Origin of the sequence: Draconibacterium halophilum (assembly GCF_010448835.1) — a bacterium.
Classification (GTDB): domain Bacteria; phylum Bacteroidota; class Bacteroidia; order Bacteroidales; family Prolixibacteraceae; genus Draconibacterium; species Draconibacterium halophilum.
Genome location: NZ_CP048409.1, coordinates 1349030 through 1367612, shown reverse-complemented (window position 1 = coordinate 1367612; position 18583 = coordinate 1349030). Strand labels below are relative to the sequence as shown.

The 18583-nt window shown below is 41.8% G+C and carries 15 protein-coding genes; 10 read left to right on the top strand and 5 right to left on the bottom strand.

Going from position 1 to position 18583, the window contains the following annotated elements; all coding sequences use genetic code 11:
• The first annotated feature begins 23 nt into the window (after positions 1–23).
• From G0Q07_RS05560 to G0Q07_RS05550, 3 genes are all read left to right on the top strand, one after another.
• The gene (locus tag G0Q07_RS05560; RefSeq protein WP_163345149.1) at positions 24–1301 is read left to right on the top strand and encodes an adenylosuccinate synthase; all 1278 of its coding nucleotides are present in this window, start codon (positions 24–26) and stop codon (positions 1299–1301) included.
• 255 nt (positions 1302–1556) lie between these two features.
• On the top strand, positions 1557–2984 hold the full coding sequence (locus G0Q07_RS05555) for a nicotinate phosphoribosyltransferase (protein ID WP_163345148.1): 1428 nt from the start codon (positions 1557–1559) through the stop codon (positions 2982–2984).
• 9 nt (positions 2985–2993) lie between these two features.
• Positions 2994–4094 (top strand): alanine racemase, encoded by a 1101-nt coding sequence (locus tag G0Q07_RS05550; RefSeq protein ID WP_163345147.1) that lies wholly within the window; start codon positions 2994–2996, stop codon positions 4092–4094.
• A 163-nt stretch (positions 4095–4257) separates the two neighbouring features.
• Here the strand turns inward: G0Q07_RS05550 and G0Q07_RS05545 are convergent, their stop codons facing one another.
• The gene (locus tag G0Q07_RS05545) at positions 4258–5721 is read right to left on the bottom strand and encodes an aminoacyl-histidine dipeptidase (protein WP_163345146.1); all 1464 of its coding nucleotides are present in this window, start codon (positions 5719–5721) and stop codon (positions 4258–4260) included.
• Positions 5722–5939: 218 nt separating this feature from the next.
• On the opposite strand from G0Q07_RS05545, the gene G0Q07_RS05540 reads away from it, so the two are divergent.
• On the top strand, positions 5940–7469 hold the full coding sequence (locus tag G0Q07_RS05540; RefSeq protein WP_163345145.1) for a peptide MFS transporter: 1530 nt from the start codon (positions 5940–5942) through the stop codon (positions 7467–7469).
• 213 nt (positions 7470–7682) lie between these two features.
• Here the strand turns inward: G0Q07_RS05540 and G0Q07_RS05535 are convergent, their stop codons facing one another.
• Positions 7683–8786 carry a DUF4831 family protein gene (locus tag G0Q07_RS05535; protein ID WP_163345144.1) on the bottom strand — a complete coding sequence of 368 codons (1104 nt, stop codon included), beginning with the start codon at positions 8784–8786 and terminating at the stop codon, positions 7683–7685.
• A 365-nt stretch (positions 8787–9151) separates the two neighbouring features.
• Between G0Q07_RS05535 and aat the strand changes: the two genes are divergently transcribed.
• Positions 9152–9820 carry a leucyl/phenylalanyl-tRNA--protein transferase gene (gene aat, locus G0Q07_RS05530; protein WP_163345143.1) on the top strand — a complete coding sequence of 223 codons (669 nt, stop codon included), beginning with the start codon at positions 9152–9154 and terminating at the stop codon, positions 9818–9820.
• A 201-nt stretch (positions 9821–10021) separates the two neighbouring features.
• Here the strand turns inward: aat and G0Q07_RS05525 are convergent, their stop codons facing one another.
• The gene (locus tag G0Q07_RS05525; protein ID WP_163345142.1) at positions 10022–11539 is read right to left on the bottom strand and encodes an NAD(P)H-hydrate dehydratase; all 1518 of its coding nucleotides are present in this window, start codon (positions 11537–11539) and stop codon (positions 10022–10024) included.
• Positions 11540–11872: 333 nt separating this feature from the next.
• Here G0Q07_RS05525 and G0Q07_RS05520 point away from each other — a divergent pair, with 333 nt between their 5' ends.
• Entirely contained in the window at positions 11873–13135 is a 1263-nt protein-coding gene (locus G0Q07_RS05520; RefSeq protein ID WP_163345141.1) for a DUF819 family protein, read from the top strand.
• A 418-nt stretch (positions 13136–13553) separates the two neighbouring features.
• On the opposite strand, the gene G0Q07_RS05515 is transcribed toward G0Q07_RS05520, so the two are convergent.
• Positions 13554–14057: a response regulator gene (locus G0Q07_RS05515; RefSeq protein ID WP_163345140.1), complete on the bottom strand. Its 504-nt coding sequence runs from the start codon at positions 14055–14057 to the stop codon at positions 13554–13556.
• A 184-nt stretch (positions 14058–14241) separates the two neighbouring features.
• Between G0Q07_RS05515 and G0Q07_RS20635 the strand changes: the two genes are divergently transcribed.
• The 4 genes from G0Q07_RS20635 to G0Q07_RS05500 are packed head-to-tail and all read left to right on the top strand — an operon-like array spanning position 14242 to position 16951.
• A complete protein-coding gene (locus G0Q07_RS20635) occupies positions 14242–14484 on the top strand; it encodes a hypothetical protein (RefSeq protein WP_246222993.1) in 243 nt (80 codons plus the stop codon).
• Positions 14430–15050, top strand: a complete 621-nt coding sequence (locus G0Q07_RS05510) for an alpha/beta hydrolase (protein WP_317165142.1) — start codon at positions 14430–14432, stop codon at positions 15048–15050. Before G0Q07_RS20635 ends, G0Q07_RS05510 begins: the two co-directional genes overlap by 55 nt.
• Before the next feature lie 10 nt (positions 15051–15060).
• Positions 15061–16464, top strand: a complete 1404-nt coding sequence (locus G0Q07_RS05505; protein ID WP_163345139.1) for an alpha/beta hydrolase family protein — start codon at positions 15061–15063, stop codon at positions 16462–16464.
• Between the two features lies 1 nt (position 16465).
• On the top strand, positions 16466–16951 hold the full coding sequence (locus tag G0Q07_RS05500) for a GNAT family N-acetyltransferase (RefSeq protein ID WP_203532678.1): 486 nt from the start codon (positions 16466–16468) through the stop codon (positions 16949–16951).
• A gap of 70 nt (positions 16952–17021) precedes the next feature.
• Here the strand turns inward: G0Q07_RS05500 and G0Q07_RS05495 are convergent, their stop codons facing one another.
• Positions 17022–18380, bottom strand: coding sequence for an ADP-ribosylglycohydrolase family protein (locus G0Q07_RS05495; RefSeq protein WP_163345138.1), 1359 nt, complete (start codon positions 18378–18380; stop codon positions 17022–17024).
• Positions 18381–18583 lie beyond the last annotated feature (203 nt).

The window sequence follows — 18583 nt, the reverse complement described above, 5'->3', positions numbered from 1 at the left end:
TAAAATAAAAATCAAAACTCAAAATGAAGGTAGATGTATTGTTGGGCCTGCAATGGGGCGACGAGGGAAAAGGAAAAATTGTTGACGTATTTACTCCGGAATATGATGTAATAGCTCGTTTTCAGGGAGGGCCAAATGCCGGCCACACCCTTGAGTTCAACAATATAAAACACGTTTTACATACTATCCCTTCAGGTATTTTCCGCGAAAATAAGATTAACGTAATTGGAAATGGTGTTGTTATCGATCCAATGGTTTTCAAAAAAGAAATTGAATCCTTAAGTAAAATTGGTGTCGATATTTCGAAAAACCTTTTCATCTCGAAAAAAGCACACATGATTTTGCCCACGCACAAAATTCTGGATGCCGCTTCGGAACAGAGAAAAGGCGATACAAAAATTGGTTCAACCTTAAAAGGAATCGGTCCTACTTATAAAGATAAAATCGGCCGCGATGGTCTTCGTGTTGGCGATCTGATTCACGGTTTTGAGGATAAATACACCACACGAATTAACAACCACAAAGTAATGTTAAGCGAGTTCTTCAAGTACGACTACGAAGCTTTGCTGAACGAATGTGAAAAAGAGTGGTTCGAAGGTGTTGAAGTGCTAAAATCTTTCCAATTTGTAGATAGTGAGCACCTGATCAACGATGCATTAAAAGAGGGCAAATCAGTACTTGCTGAAGGAGCCCAGGGAACTTTGCTCGATGTCGATTTTGGTTCGTATCCTTTTGTAACCAGCTCGAATACAATTTGTGCCGGTGCTTGTACCGGCTTGGGACTTGCGCCAAATGCCATTGGCAAAGTTTTCGGAATTTTTAAAGCATACTGCACCCGCGTGGGAATGGGTCCATTCCCTACCGAGCTTTTTGATGAAACAGGAGAAAAACTGCGTTCAGCTGGTAATGAATTCGGATCAACAACAGGTCGTCCGAGACGTTGCGGATGGCTCGATTTAGTAGCACTAAAATACACTTGCATGTTAAATGGTGCATCAGAACTAATTATGATGAAAGCCGATGTGCTGGACGATTTTGACACCATAAAAGTTTGTGTAGGCTATGAAATAGATGGCGAAGTGGTTGAGCACTTCCCTTTTGAATTGGACGACCATGTTAAACCGGTTTATGTTGAACTGCCGGGATGGAAAACCGATCTTACGAAAATTAAAAATCAGAATGAGTTTCCGGAAGAACTGAACAACTACATCAACTTTATTGAGGACGAAATGGGTATACCTATTACAGTTGCTTCTGTTGGGCCAAACAGGGAGCAAACAATTTTGCTCAACAAAGAGTAAACAAACATATTATATATAGCAAACGCTGTTCATTAGGTATGAGCAGCGTTTTTTTTGTTTTAGGTGATTTCCCATGAGGAACTCAGGCTTTTCCCACAATACTTTAACAGCCATTTGCAGATACACAACTATCGCAATCAGGCTGATTTACAATCCGAATCCCCCTTCTAAACATAAAGGTTCAGTTAAATATTCCAATGATCCTATAAATAGTTCTAATTCTTAATTATCTTTAAGCTTCACAGCAGGGGCAAAATGGCATCAATAGTAAAGGAAACATTAGGATTATATACCGATTTTTATGAGTTAACAATGGCTCAGGGTTACTTTTTTTGCCATAAAAAAGACCAGCAAACTTCTTTCGATTACTATTTCAGAACCAATCCGTACAAAGGTGGTTATACCGTTTTTGCTGGCTTGCAGGATTTTATTGATGCCCTGCAAAATTTCACTTATTCCAACTCGGATCTGGAATTTCTAAAAGCAAACGGGTTTAAAGATGAGTTTCTGGACTACCTACGCGACTTTAAATTCTCAGGAAATATTTACAGCGTAAAAGAAGGCGAGATTGTTTTCCCGAACGAGCCCATCTTATCGGTTGAAGGCAATATAATTGAATGTCAACTGCTGGAAAGTATTCTGCTTAATATACTCAACTTCCAATCGCTGATTGCCACAAAGGCGTTCCGCATCAAACATATTTCGGGGCAAAAGTTATTTGCCGATTTTGGTCTCCGCCGCGCTCAGGGGTTCAGTGCCATTCATGCCAGCCGGGCAGCCTGTATCGGTGGCGCTTCATCTACATCAAACACGCTTGCCGGGAAAATTTATAATATTCCCGTTAGTGGCACCATGGCACACAGCTGGGTGCAAAGTTTCGATTCAGAGCTGGAAGCTTTCAGAGCCTTTGCAGAAACGAATCCCAATAATACCATTTTGCTGGTCGACACCTACAACACCTTAAAATCGGGCGTGCCGAATGCCATTACCATGGGTCATGAAATGGCTGCTAAAGGGCAAAAACTAAAGGCAATCCGATTAGATAGTGGCGACCTGGCTTACTTAAGCAAAAAAGCCCGAAAGATGTTGGATGAGGCCGGATTAAAAGATATTCAGATACTTGCGTCGAACCAGTTGAACGAGTACGTTATAAAAACCCTGCTGCTGGACCAAAATGCGGCTATTGACGGTTTTGGAATTGGCACCGAAATGATAACCGGAAAAAGCGATGCTGCCCTGGATGGGGTTTATAAACTATGCGAAATTGACGGGAAAGCAAAAATGAAATTTTCTGAAAATATCGAAAAAATTACCTTACCCGGAAAAAAACAACTGCTAAGGTATTTTGATGAAGAAGGTAATTTTTACCGCGATGGAATTTTACTTCAACAGGAACAACCCGAAGAAGTTGATACAATTAATGACCGAATTTACCCGGAAAAAAATACCAGGGTCTCAAAATTAAAATTCGAACTGATTCGCGAAAAAGTAGTTGAACAGGGAAACATTTTACTTCAACATAAAAATCCGGTAGATATACACGAATACCTTAAAAGCCGTGCAGCTTTATTACCCGACGAACATAAACGTTTTATCAGTCCACACTTGTATAAAGTTGGCATTTCAAACAAATTAATGGCCTCCCGCAATGCTCTAACTCAGAAGTTAAGAACGTTACATTAATTTTTTTTTATGACAGAAATTACACGACCTACACTTATTATTGACAAAGCAGTTTGCCTGCAAAACATTGAACGGATGGCTAAAAAAGCAGAGAAGTATCAACTTCGGCTGAGGCCCCATTTCAAAACACACCAGGCTGCAAAGATTGGTGAGTGGTTTAAACTTTTTGGGATCAGCCAGATTACCGTTTCGTCAGTTCTGATGGCCGAATATTTTGCATCGAACGGATGGAACGATATCACGCTCGCTTTTTCGTTGAATATTCTGGAGATAAACCGAATAAACCGATTGGCAGATTCAATAAAACTGAATGTACTGGTGGAGAACAAAGAGGCAGCAGAAGTTCTTGCCCTTCAGGCTACCAATAAAGTTGGTGTGTATTTAAAAATTGACACCGGCTACAACCGAACTGGAATACCTGCCGGACGAACTGGCCGCATAGATTCAATTCTCGATGTTTTGAGTAAAAACAGCAAACTTACTTTTAAAGGTTTTCTGACACACACCGGTCATACTTATAATGCGCTGTCGACAAACGAAATATTTAGCAGCCATTTTGATGCATTGCTAAAGCTGAAAAAACTTAAAAACAACTATAAGAAAAACTATCCCGGAATGGAATTGAGCATGGGGGATACGCCATCTGCAACTATTTGCGGCAATTTTGACGGGATTGATGAAATTCGTCCGGGGAATTTTGTTTTTTACGACCTGATGCAACACAATCTTGGCGTTTGCGACATAGCAGATATTGCCGTAAAAGTTGTGTGCCCTGTGATAGCAAAGCATGTTTCAAGAAATGAAATAGTGATTTACGGAGGAGCCATTCATTTCTCCAAAGAAACCGTACAAAATACTGATGGAAAAGAGTTATACGGCCGTGTTATTATAAAAAAAGGAAACGAAAAGGTTTTACTCGACACCAAAAATTACCTGTCGAGACTTTCGCAGGAACATGGAATAATAAAAGTTACACCTGCCAATTTTAAACAAATAAAAGTTGGCGACCTGGTGGAAGTAATTCCCGTACATTCGTGCCTTACAGCGAATATGATGGGGCACATGATAACTACCGAGGGTGAGTTTATTGAAATGATGCCTAAATATTAAGCGGGAAACATTGCAACACTGATAACACATATTTTGCCGATTCCCACTGTTATTAAGAAGAACTGAATTGGAGAGGTGTGACGATCAGGACAGCCTCATTATGGAATAAAAAATGTCACCACAAATTGTGATGACATCCTTTTTATATCGTTTCTATTTCATTCTATTTTTCAGGAATTACTTCCAGTGTGGCCACCAAAAATTCCCAGAACTTTTTAACGGTTTCAATATTCACCTTTTCATCCGGCGAATGCGGAAAACGAATGGTCGGTCCAAACGAAATCATATCCCAGTGCGGATAGTTTTGCGCCAGAATACCACACTCCAAACCGGCATGAATACCCATAATCTTTGGCACTTTCCCCCATTTGTCGTTGTACACGTTTTGCATGGTTTTCAAAATGGGCGATTTCATATTTGGCTTCCACCCCGGATAAGCACCTGAGAAAATTACCTCGGCGCCTGCCAGTTCAAAAACAGCTTTTAATCGCGATGCCAATTCTGTTTTTGCCGTGTCTACAGAGCTGCGCATCAAACAGCCGCCATTAATTGTTTTGCTTGCTGCATCCGACTTCAGAATAGCCAGGTTAGTAGAAGTTTCAACCAAACCTTTCATGCTGTCGCTCATTCGGATAACACCGTTGGGGCACGCAACTACAGCTTTTGTTACGTTTTTCTGCGTAGTCGCATCAATTAAAGTCGTTGGTAATTCTGTTTGCTCAACGGCAATATCCATATCGGGTTCAGTAACCGAAAGTTCGGCTTTTACGGCATCAGAGATTTCATCAACCAAAGCGATAAAATCCGCCACTTTTGCCTCTTCAACCACAACCACACCAAACGCTTCGCGCGGAATGGCATTTCTTAAACTACCTCCATCAATACTCGCCAGGCGAACGCCAAGTTCTTCGGCTGCATTAAGAATTCGGAAAAACGTTTTTATGGAATTTCCGCGTCCCAGAATAATATCCATTCCCGAGTGACCACCTTTCATTCCGGTAACGCTTAATTGCAAGGCCACAAAACCGAGCGGAACTTCTTCCCCTGTGTAATTAAAAGTAATGTTTGCATCTTCTCCACCGGCACAACCAACATACAACTCGCCTTCATCTTCCGAGTCGGTATTAATCAGGATTTCAGCATCAAGCAATCCGGCTTTTAAACCGTTGGCTCCATCCATTCCGGTTTCTTCGGTGGCAGTGAGCAGCACTTCAACCGGCCCGTGTTTTAAGGTTTTTGAAGCCAAAACCGCCATTGCCGCCGACGACCCAATACCATTATCAGCACCAAGTGTTGTGCCGTTGGCAGTTACCCAATCGCCATCTACAAATGTTTCGATCGGATCTTTTTGAAAATCGTGAACTTTATTGCTGTTCTTTTGCGGAACCATATCGAGATGGCCTTGCAGAACAACCGTTTTACGGTTTTCCATACCGGGTGTTGCCGGCTTTTTTATAATCACATTCCCGGCTTCGTCTTTAATGGTTTCCAATCCCAGTTTCTTACCAAAATTTACAGCCCAGTTCTGAATTTGCTCTTCGTGGTTTGAAGGACGTGGAATTTGTGTCATTTCAGAAAATATCTCCCACACGTTTTGTGGCTCGAGATTCTTTATTTCTTCACTCATAATATCATACTTTTTATTCTTCAGATAAATTACCCTTTATTTTTTTAAACGAACAAATTAAGCAACAAATGAAAAACCATTTTGTGCAATTTTGGCTTAAAAGTTTTTAAAAGTCGATAAAATTAGGCCGAAGAATGGAAAAGCTGATATGTTTCACGGAATTCTTTCCAGATAATTGATATTTTAGCGAGCTTTAGAAAATAAAAGATAAAGATATTATGAGTAGAGATGCAAGTAGAGCCTTCTTTGGTCACCCAATCGGGCTTTCAACACTGTTTGCCAGTGAAATGTGGGAGCGCTTTAGTTACTATGGAATGCGAGCCTTGCTGGTTCTTTTCCTTACAGCAACTTTTGCTTCAGGCGGATTTGAAATGGCAGAACTCGATGCCTTTACCATTTATGGTATTTTCACCGGGTTAGTGTATGTAACCCCGATTCTTGGCGGTATGCTGGCCGATAAAGTACTGGGACAGCGAAAAACGATCTACATTGGTGGTTTAACCATGGCCATTGGGCAATTTCTGCTAGCCGGTAGTGCATGGTTATACGGTACCGATGCAAGTATGGAATTCCGTCAAACCATTTTTTATGCCGGTTTAGGTATATTGATATTGGGTAATGGTTTCTTTAAACCCAATATTTCAACCATGGTGGGCGAATTGTACGATAACAACGACCCACGAAAAGATGGTGGTTTTACCATCTTCTATATGGGTATCAATATCGGAGCTTTCTTTTCTCCTTTGGTAGCCGGGAAATTAGGCGAACAAGTTGCCTGGCAATATGGATTCCTGGCAGCCGGTGTGGGAATGTTATTAGGTACATTATGGTTTTTTCTACGCAGCCATACTCTTGGGCATATAGGAATGCCACCGAAAGTAAAAACAGAAAGAGTACGCCTAATTCTTAAAGACTGGTTTAGCATCTTACTATATGTTATTGGCATTGTTGGACTAATTTTTGGAATAATTATAGGATGGGGAGCTATACCATCAGCAGTAAGTACAGCACTTATTTGGATACTTGGTGTTGGTGGAGTAATTATACTTACTACGACAATATTTAAGGGAACCAACGGTAAAGCCGAATGGTCGCGTGTTGGAGTAATACTTGTTTTGGCCGTCTTCAACATCTTATTCTGGAGTGGTTTTGAGCAAGCAGGAACAACCTTTAATATTTTTGCCCGCGACAATACACAACGAATGATCGGTAACTGGGAGATTCCGGCTACCTGGTTTCAAAGTATAAACGCTATTTGGATTGTAGCTTGTGCGCCATTATTCAGTGTACTGTGGTTAAAGCTGGATAAAATAAATTTGAATCCCAATACACCAATGAAATTTGCATGGGGTTTAATTATGCTTTCTCTTGGTTTTGTGATTATGGCCATTGCTTTTAGCAGATCTACCGGAGGCGACTCAGTTCATTTAGTTAGCCCCTTGTGGTTAATTGTGGTTTATCTGTTTCATACGTTTGGAGAACTTTGCCTGTCGCCAATCGGACTATCAATGGTAACTAAATTATCGCCACCAAAACTTGTTTCAACAATGATGGGGGTATGGTTTGGTTCTATTGCTGCCGGAAACTTTGTGGCCTCGCAAATGAAAGCCATATCAATACAACTGGAAAAAGTACTTGGAACTGAAATTCAGGTATTCTGGTTAATCGCCATTCAGACGGCAATTATTGCCCTTGTTGCAATTGCTCTTTCGCCATGGCTGAAAAAGATGATGCACGGAATCAAATAAAATAACTCATTATAGAAATATAAAAAAGTACCCGGCTTTTTAAAGGTCGGGTATTTTTTTGCCAAAGATGCAGGCTAAAAGGTATTTATAAATCAAACACAGTTGGTCTCTAACAAGAAACAGACAATACATACAAGTGAAATATGCCCCAAAAGATCAATAAAAAAGCCCGGCTAAACAACCGGGCTTCTCAAGGGTATAATTTTTAGAATATTATTTCATTTGAACGGATTTAATGGCTCCTGTTTGCGGATGAAATTCGATGGAATAATCGCCACCCAGCAATTCCTCCGGTACCGGAGCAACTTTTCCAAACTGTGCAATAGTTGCTCGCGCCGAAGCCAGACTATTTAGCTCGTATATAATTTTAATATTGGCAACTCCCGGCATTCGGTAATAAACACCATCATAACCAGCGTTCGGATTATCTGATACTGCTTCGGCATCGAATTTAGCCAACAACCCGGCAACCTGCTCAAACTCCGCCATAACCGGTTTCCCTGAAAGATCGCTGGCGGGAACAATACCGTTGGCATCAGAAATACGGAAGATGACTGCATTCTTTTCGTTAGCTGCCGGAACATAATCAAAACTGTATCGTTCGGTTTTATAAGTCGTTCTGCCAACAAATAGCTTGATGTAATTCTGCTCGGTGCGCTTTAATTCTTCCAGGCTTACCTCATACGCTTTCCCGTCGGGGTACTCGCCATCGATACGGAGAGCTGCCAAATCGTACTGGTTCATTCGGCAATCAAGTACACGCTGAGCCGCTTCTGCAGCTTTTTGCTCCACACTTACCTTTGTAGGCCTGAAATTATTGCTCGAGTCTCCGGCAATAACAAACGGTGTATCCGAGAAATAATCGAAGGAAAAACCATCGTCAATATCCGGTTGCTGAAATGTTTTATTCGATTGAACTTGCAGCGGCAGCGTTGTTGCAACTGCTGTATTTATTCCTGCCAGACAACCATTGGGTGCCAAACTGATTGTTGCCGCAACACCGCCCATTGCTTTGTATACCTGCTGCGGATCGGGCTCCGAGAAAGTTTCGATACTAACGGCAGAAACCGACCACTTTACCGAAGCACCGGTACGTGCATCTTTTATCCCCAGTAGCTGTTCGGCATAAGCAGCATATGGTCCCGGTTCAAATTTCTCACGGATGGCTTCAACGTGGACTTTTATTCCGGTGCGCGGCAAAGCGTATGCAATACCCTCCACATAGGCCGGAATCACTTCATCATCGTCTCTTTTCTTGCGCTGTCCAAAGGTTGGAATCACCAATAATACAGCAATTATCAAAACTAAATACCTCATTGTTTCAAATTGTTTCTTTGTAAAACCCAAAAGTATTAAAATTATTTTGAATGATATTTAATAAAACACGAAGACAAAAGTGTTTTGAACACAAAGACACCAAGACTCAAAGTGCCTATTCTTTAAAGCATTTTAGCATTCACGCATTAAAGCATTCTACTACCTTCCTCTCTGTGGTATAATTTTTTAACACGAAGACGCTAAGACACGAAGTTTTTTTTACTGCTGAGGTGCCGGGTTTTTCCTTTATTCAACACCAAGCTTTTTGTTCATTTAAGCATTTCACTTCTTTTCTCTCTTCTTTGTAGCTTCGAGTCTTCGTGTTTTGATTTTTAAGGAATCCGCGACTTCTTATCTTTGCATTCATGATACAATTTCCCGATCCGAACCAGGCCGACGATGAAGGGTTGCTTGCCCAGGGTGGCGAGCTTACGCCCGAGTTTTTACTGTCGGCATATTGCCAGGGCGTATTCCCGTGGTTTTGCGAAGGTGAACCCATTTTGTGGTGGTCGCCGAACCCCCGGATGGTGTTGCTGCCTGAAGACTTTAAACTAAAGAAAAGCCTGCGGCAGGTGCTCAACAAAGGGATTTTTGAATTGCGTATCGACACGGCATTCCGCAAAGTAATAAACCATTGCAGCAAGGTTAAACGAAGTCGTGAAGATGAAACGTGGATTACCAACGACATTATCGATGGTTACGTACAACTGCACAAACTGGGTTACGCCCACTCCTTCGAAACGTATTTTGAAGGCGAGTTGGTTGGCGGACTGTACGGCCTTTCGCTGGGGAATTGTTTTTTTGGTGAGTCGATGTTTTTTACGAAATCCGATGCCAGCAAATTTGCCTTTTACCACCTGGTGCAGTTTGCACTAAAAAACAACTTCGCTTTTATCGATGCCCAGCAACCTACCGACCACCTGGCCAGTTTGGGTGCCAAACCTATTCCGCGAAAAGACTTTTTGGAAATGCTGGAAAAAGCGTTGCAGGGAGATACTTTGCAGGGGAAGTGGACGGGACTATTGGAACGATAGTTTATCTATCTAGTCATTTAACAGATTCTGAGATTTCATTTTCGTCCATTAAATGTAGCATTATTTTAGGTTTCTGAAACTTGCCCCGGGGCTTACGTAGAAAAGGAGGCTAAAAAGAAACAAGTTCGCCAAAACGTCTAAATTACAGAAACCATGATGCCTAATTCTTCAAATATGAAAAATTTTATATTCTAAAAGGTGTTAATCCCTTTTCTGCATTTCAAGAAATGCTTTTCCCAGGTAATCGATAATATCGCCGGCCATTAACGAAAACTCCGATCGTTTTTTTGCAGCTATATCTCCGGCCAGACCATGCAGGTACACGCCCGCCAGCGCCGCATCAACCGGTGCCATACCTTGTACCAGCAAACCCAGGATAATCCCGGTAAGCACATCGCCACTTCCGGCGGTTCCCATTCCTGAGTTACCGGTTGAATTCCAACTGAGCCTTCCGTTGGGTGCTGCAACTGAAGTGTGTGCGCCTTTTAGCACCACCACACAATTGTATTTTTGGGCGAAAGCCATTTGTTTCTGAACAGCATCGTACGAATCGGTGGTTTCGCCCACCAAACGGCTGAACTCGCCCGGATGGGGTGTCAGCACCGAACCTTCGGGTAATTTCTCCAGCCATGCTTTATTTTCAGCCAAAATATTCAAGGCATCGGCATCGATAACAAGCGGCACTTTTGCTTGTTCTAACAAGTTGCATAAGGCACGGCACGAATTATGTTTTTTACCCATACCCGGGCCAATACCAATGGCCGCATAAGGCACTAAATCGGGTAATGTGGTAAACATTGAATCGTGCTGATCGATGCTGGCCATTGCTTCGGGCACTGCCGTTTGAATGATGGGGAATCCCATGTGCGGAACATGAGTAGTTAACAAACCTGCTCCGGCACGCATACAGGCTTTTGATGCGAGCACTGCCGCTCCCATTTTTCCGTAACTCCCGGCAATAAGCAGCGCATGGCCGAAGGTTCCTTTATGATCGAACTTAGAGCGTACAGGCAACCGCGTTGTAATTTCTTCAGCATCGGCCAAAGCATACGGCGATGGTGTTTCCCAAATACCATCGGGATGCAAACCTATGGATAACACTTCCCACTGCCCTACAAACTGTTCGTTCTCGGGGAACAGGAAACTTATTTTTGGAAATTGCAGTGTCAGCGTATAATCTGCCCGGATAATATTCTCCAGGTTGTTTTTGGAATTATCCTCCCCCATCAGTCCACTGGGAATATCAACCGCTACTACCACATTCAGCAGTTGGTTGATTTTTTGCACCAACTGTGCCGGCAATCCTTCCAAGGGGCGCGACAAGCCGGAGCCAAAAAGCCCGTCGATAAGTACATCCGTATCATCAACATGCGGAAAATCAGCTTCAGAACGTAGTTTAACCAGCTTTACTTTTCCTTGTTCCTCTAACCTGTTGAAGTTGATCTCCGGCGATCCTTTTAATGCTTTTCCAAAATCCAGGAGGTAAACTTCGCACTGGTAACTGAGCTCTGCCAGCTGGCGGGCAATTGCCAAAGCATCGCCGCCATTATTTCCGGGGCCGGCAAAAAACAATAGCCGTTCTTCGGTAGTAAACTGTTGTACAATCCAGTTGGTTATTTGCAGCGAGGCACGTTCCATTAAATCAATATCGGCAATGGGTTCGTTTTCGATGGTGTACTTATCGATAGCTGCTATTTGTTTTGTGGTAAATATTTTCATAAACGCTAATAAAAAGACAATTTAAAAATTACAGAACCTAAAGGTAATAGCAATCCTCTTTTTCATTCCGGAAACATTGTTTTCCCGAAATTATAAAAACATGAATGATTTTAAGAATTGTAGGTAGAATTCTTCCCCGGGAATTGGGCCATTATTGCAAACTGGTCATCCTGCAGCCTGTTTATTGCTTAAAAAGACCAGTTCTTCAATATATAGCAACAGATACCGCTTATAAATTATAAAGCATTGAACCTGACCAATATCAAGTTGTTTAACCTGAAAAGATTTTTATATTTGCCCCTTCATATAATTTTGAGGTAAAAAAAGATTGGTATGCAGGAAACAGAACAAGTAGAAGCACTTATTAAAAACGATGCGGTAGTTTTAGGAATTTTACTGGCTTTACTGGCGGCTATTTTCTATACCAGCAATTCGTCGAAACCGGTTTTTAAGAAATTCTACAGTGTTATTCCCATGCTGTTGCTTTGTTATTTTTTACCCAGCTTGTTAACCACTTTTAATATTGTTGATGGAGAACATTCGCAGCTGTATTATATGGCATCGCGCTACTTGCTACCGGCAAGTTTGGTGTTGCTAACACTAAGTATTAACCTTAAGGAAGTTTTTAAGTTGGGAAGTAAGGCGCTAATCATGTTTATTACCGGTACGGTGGGTGTTATTATTGGAGGCCCCATCGCCATTCTGCTTGCATCAAGTATTAACCCTGATCTTGTTGGAGGTGCAGGCCCCGATGCTGTTTGGCGCGGAATGACAACCATTGCAGGTAGTTGGATTGGTGGAGGTGCCAACCAGGCCGCTATGTACGAAATTTTTAAACCGTCGGATCATTTATACTCGATAATGATTACTGTTGACGTGTTGGTTGCTGAAGTTTGGATGGCCGCGCTGTTAATTGGTGTTGGCAAGTCGAAACAAATCGACAAATATTTTAAAGCCGATGCCAGCAGTGTTACCCAACTTAAAGATCACATGCACGAATTTAGCCAGAAAATAGCACGGATACCAAGTACTACCGACATTATGGTTATTGCAGCTATCGGACTTGGTGTTACCGGTTTTGCACATTTGGTTTCCGATTGGATTGCTCCATACATTGAGGTTCATGCACCGGCATTAAACAAGTTCAGCTTAACGTCTAAATTCTTCTGGTTAATTATCTTGTCTACCTCCATTGGTATTGCATTATCATTTACAAAACTCAGAAATTACGAAGGAGCCGGCGCATCAAAAATCGGTACTATTTTTATTTACATTTTGGTGGCAACCATTGGTATGAAAATGGATGTTGGCAAGATCTTCGATAACCTGGGACTGTTTTTGGTTGGTGGCATCTGGATGGCTATTCACGTTGTTCTGCTACTGATTGTTGGAAAACTGATCAGAGCCCCCTATTTCTTTCTTGCAGTAGGTAGTAAGGCGAACATTGGAGGTGCGGCAAGCGCACCGGTTGTGGCGGCAGCATTTCACCCGTCGTTGGCGCCCGTTGGCGTTTTACTGGCCGTTTTAGGTTATGCTCTTGGAACTTACGGAGCGTGGATGTGCGGATTGTTAATGCAGGTAGCAGCTCATTCATAGCATAAAACAGATCAGTTAAAATTTCCGTTGGAGTAAAAATCTCAGCTTGGCTTTATATTTTTTTCGAAAAATAAACTCGCCACAAGGTTAATATAAAGCATTCATAGAAATTCTTAACTCTCCCGACCCTTTTGTCTATCGACATTTTCCCTTACGAAGGGAAAACAGCTTTTTTAGTAAGTTTGGAAGAAGATTTGATTCGAGCTGCTATAGTCGCAAGCAACCTGCTCCCCTCGCGAGGGGAGCTCCCGGCAGGGCGAGGGGTAAGGCGTATATCATGAATTATAGGGCTGTACAAAAATTATATCCAGTGGTAATTCTATGTGATCCCATAAAACTACTGCCTGATGTAGAGTAAGAATTTGAGGCTGTTCGATAAAACCGGATCTGTGGGATACAAATTTCGGCTGCTGTAATTCTATCGTTGCAAGCCGAACAAATCGAAAAACTCGTGAAGGGCCACAAAAGTTACAATAGCCACCAGAACAATAAAGGTTACTATCATGGCATTTCTTATAAATCGGTTTCGTTTCTCCAACTCCAACATCTTATCTATCTTACCAATCTTGCTATAAACCTTTTTCAACGCAATATCGTTGTTTTTGATTATGTAGTCGTAGGCACCGTATTTTATCGAATTTACAGCCACTTCCATATCTTCGTGGGCGGTTAAGAAAATAAATTCCGAACTTTTACTTCGCTTTTTAACGGCTTGTAAAACAGCAATTCCGGTTGAGTCTTCCAAATGATAATCCTGCACTACAATGTCAGGACGTTCTCCTTGTTTAATCGCATCCAAACAATCCTTTCCGTTGTAAAAAGATTTCACGTTTTTCATTCCTTGTCTCTGAAGAAAATCAACCACCAATTTGTGGTATAATTTGTTATCCTCAACAACGTAGATTAGTAGATTTTTATTCATCCTGGTATTTTTTCTGTATATAACATCTAAAATACAATATAAATTGGGATTTAAAAGCAGTAGAAATCAATTCCATTCAATTTTATGACACATAAAACAGCGTTTTTCCCTCGTGTGCATTCAACCATCCGTACTGCTATTATGAAATTCTTTCGTACTTTAGCCCAAGCTCAAAACCTTAATCATGAAGAACACTATTTTTCTTTCCATCTTACTGTTTTTAATTGGCACACAAACTGCTGTTGCTCAAGAAACCAGCTATGCTTCAGAAGACAACATTTCGTATAGCACCGATGCTTCGGAATATGCGCAGGAGCGTTGTAAACTCGATATTTATTACCCGGAAAATAAGACTGATTTTACCACTGTGGTCTGGTTTCACGGGGCGGAATTACAGGCGGAAACAAATTTATTCCTGAGAAACTAAAGGAACAGGGAATTGCAGTGGTAACGGTGAATTACCGCTTATCGCCAAAAGTAAAATGCCCGGTTTATATTGAAGATGCAGCGGCAGCCGTGGCCTGGACCTTTAACAACATTGAAAAATACGGTGGCAGCAAAGAAAAAATAGTTGTTAGCGGACATTCGGCCGGTGGTTACCTTACCAGCATGCTTGGACTGGACAAACATTACCTGGCGAAATACGCTATTGATGCCAACAACATTGCCATGCTTATTCCGTTTAGCGGACATACCATAACACATTTTACGGTTCGCAAAGAACGTGGTATTCCGGGCACTCAAGCCATTATCGACGAATATGCGCCGTTGTATTTTGTACGCCCCGATGCTCCTCCGCTATTATTAATTACCGGCGACCGCGAACTGGAAATGCTGGGCCGTTACGAAGAAAATGCCTATATGTACCGTATGATGAAAGTTGCCGGTCACACAAACACCCGAATAATGGAACTCGACGGATTTAACCACGGCGAAATGGCCTCGCCGGCATTGGAGGTGCTGCTTAAGGAAATCAGCGTACTTGATAAATAAAAAGAAAGCCATGAAACGATACACAATTGGCCTTTTCACCACCCTTCTCCTTAGTTTTCTAATTGTTGAAACAGCAATTGCTCAGAAACCTGACTTAGCAGGCAACTGGTCGGGAAAAATTAAACTCCCCACCGGCGAGCTGGAGATCATCTTTAAGATCACCCAAAACGATGGAAAATACGAGGCAAAAATGGATGTACCTAAACAAGGTGCCAGCGACCTACCTGTTGGCGATGTGTTGGTGATTGACGATAGTGTATCAATTGCAGTGCCCGTTATTCTCGGAAATTATTCGGGGCATTTCTCATCGCCCGACTCTGTTTCCGGAAAATGGAAACAAAGCGGAATGACGTTCGATGTAAATCTTGTACGAATTGACGAAGTAGCTCCATTGCTGCGTCCGCAAACGCCGGAGCCACCGTTCCCCTATCTTTCTGAGGAAGTGGAATACATCAATCCGGAATCGGGATTAAAACTGGCCGGAACAATTACTATTCCCAAGGATGTGGATGCATGTCCGGCAGTAGTTATGATTACCGGTTCGGGAGCACAGAACCGTGATGAAAATATATTCGGGCACAAACCTTTTGCAGTAATTGCTGATTTCCTGACCCAAAACGGAATTACTGTTTTACGCGTTGATGATCGTGGCGTGGGGGACTCGGAAGGAAATGTTTCCACATCAACAAGCCTTGATTTTGCTGACGATGTACTGGCTGGAGTTAACTTTCTGAAAAAGCGAAAAGAAATTGATCCAAGAAAAATTGGATTGATCGGACATAGCGAAGGAGGATTGATCGCACCACTGGTAGCGACCAAATCGCACAACATTGCTTTTATTGTAATGCTGGCCGGCCCGGGAACAGCTGGCGAGCAAATTCTTTACGAGCAGGCGGCTTTAATAGCAAAAGCTGCGGGTTTGCCCGACTATTCCGTTGAACAAAATAAACGGTCACAGCAGAGAATATTTGAGGTCGTAAAAAGCGAACCCGACACAGCAAAAGCAAGGGAGAAACTGCGCGAGGCAATCACGCAAGGGATGTATACCGGGATGAATGAGGATATGAAAAAAGCCATTGATGCCCAAATATCAAGTGTAAATTCTAATTGGTTTCGCTATTTCCTCACTTACGACCCGAAACCAACATTGGCAAAAGTAAAATGTCCGGTACTGGCACTTAATGGATCAAAGGACTTGCAGGTTCAGGTATCGAACCTCGAAGCGATAATAAAAGCAGTAAATTCAGGAAACAATATGAATGTTGATACGGTTCGTTTTGCCAATCACAATCACCTTTTCCAAAACTGCGAAACGGGTGCCGTTGCCGAATATGCCCAAATTGAAGAAACCATCGATCCGGAAGTTTTAACGGTTATAAAAGACTGGATTCTGGAACAAACTTCAGCCAAATAAAATGCAGCTAAACACAAAACGCCTGATACTTAATCCAATAACAATAAACGATAAACACGCCATTTTAGCCTATCGCTCCGATGCCGAAGCAAACAAATACCAGGGATGGATTCCGCAATCGCTTGAAGATATTGAAGTATTCATTCGTAAACTTTCAGCCAAATTAAATGTGCCCGACACCTGGTTTCAATTGGCTGTGGTTGAGAAAACCAACATGCAGATAATTGGCGACATTGGCATCCATTTTATCGATGAACACCAGGTAGAATTGGGTTACACGATTTCAAAAGATTGGCAGGGCCTGGGGATGGCTACCGAAGCAGTAAAAGCGGTAATCGACTATCTCTTTCGCTATATCAAAAAACACAGGATTACAGCCTCGGTTGATCCGCGGAATATCGCATCCTTTGCGGTACTTGAAAAACTAGGTTTTTGGAAAAGAAGCACATTTCAAAGAAAGCCTTTTGATAAATGGCCAATGGGTTGATGATGTGATTTATGCGCTGCTGGCGCGGGAGTGGAAACCAATAGACTGAATTTCTCGGTTACACTCCATTTTAGAATTCAGGCACATACCACCTATTGTTTTTTAAATCCACTCCACCATTCATTTCTTCCTGAACCACTCTATCGATGATCCAAATTCCTTTTAGTGCCATATTTTCAACTGTATCCACTCCATTATTTTCAAAACCCACCCTTGTTCGCTGAATGTTAAAACGGTTGGAGAATTTTCTGCCAAAAGCCTTTTCAATGCCTTCTTTGCCAATCATAAAACCGATTAAACCGCCCCATGTTGCTGTTGGATTGTCCGAATCCCAACCACAGAGTGTTCCTATTTTAATTGTCTCAACGATATCCCCCTCACCATAAAACAAACTAACCAGACTTGCGGCAAAATTAATTCCGGCAGCAAAACAGGCATTACAATACAAATTCCGCGATGTCATATCGTAACCGTCGGCCTCGTTTACCTGGTAACGTGAATAAACCGAATCCCTTGCCTGCTCCCACGAAATATCTTCATTGTATTTTGATTTTACATACTCATACATTTTTCGTGAGTATGAAGTTTCAGGAAGTCGATCTTTAGCCTGTTCGGCCATCCAAAACAGTTGCTCTTTAAGAGGCAAGGATTCGTCAACTGCCGATGCCAGTGAAAACATTGTCACGTAAAATTCCGAAATCCATTGACTGTTTTCGCGTGCCGTATTCTGAATAGGCAATTTAGCCAATCTTATTGCCATATCAGGCTGAGCCGGAGCAAACAAACCAAAAATTTCGGTGGTTAGCTGCGCATCAATCATTTCAAATTCGGGATTATTTTCCGGATCGCCGGTTGCAGGCGGCATCAATCCTTCTTTCATTAAATCGAAAGCCATTTGGTTCGATACCCACAAATAGTTTTCTTCTTCGTGCCTGATATGTTCCAGCCAGCCTTCGCGAATTTGTGCGCCCGTTAAAAATGAAGTTTTATATTTTAATAAAAGTTCCTGGTAAATGTACTCGATATCCGTATCATCGTCAGCTCCCCAAATGCTGTCAACATCGGCAAATACAAAATCTATGTTTTGTGAAAGATCACTCGGAATACCTTCTCCCCAAATACTTGGCTGATCTGGTTTTCCCCAGTCGTTTCGGGTATAGAAATCTCCGGTTTTTATTTCGCCAATATTCCCGATTTTGTCCATTTCGGTAACTAAACCCGTCCAGTTGGCAATGCAGGTGCCCAGCCAAAACCCCTGAAGCTTTTTATAATAGTCGTTCCTGTTTATTGTTTTATCAGTGCTTTTGGGAGTGTAGTTTTTGTATTCGAGATTTGGATTTGGAGCAATTTCTGATGTTTTTGTACAACTTGTGATAATTCCAAAAACGATTAGAAATAAAAGATATGACAGAAAAAAGTTGATTTTCATGATTCTGCGTTGTTTAAAGTATTGTTACTGTATTAATTGCCTTCCTACACCACCATTATGCTAAAAAAGCATAACCTGATACGCCAATAATTTTCCTTAAAACTAACTATAAACTTTAAATAAATCTCCCTATCCTGTTTTGAACAGTAAACACATCTGAACGATAGAAAGGGAACACTCAATATAAAAGTCTTAGGTTTCTC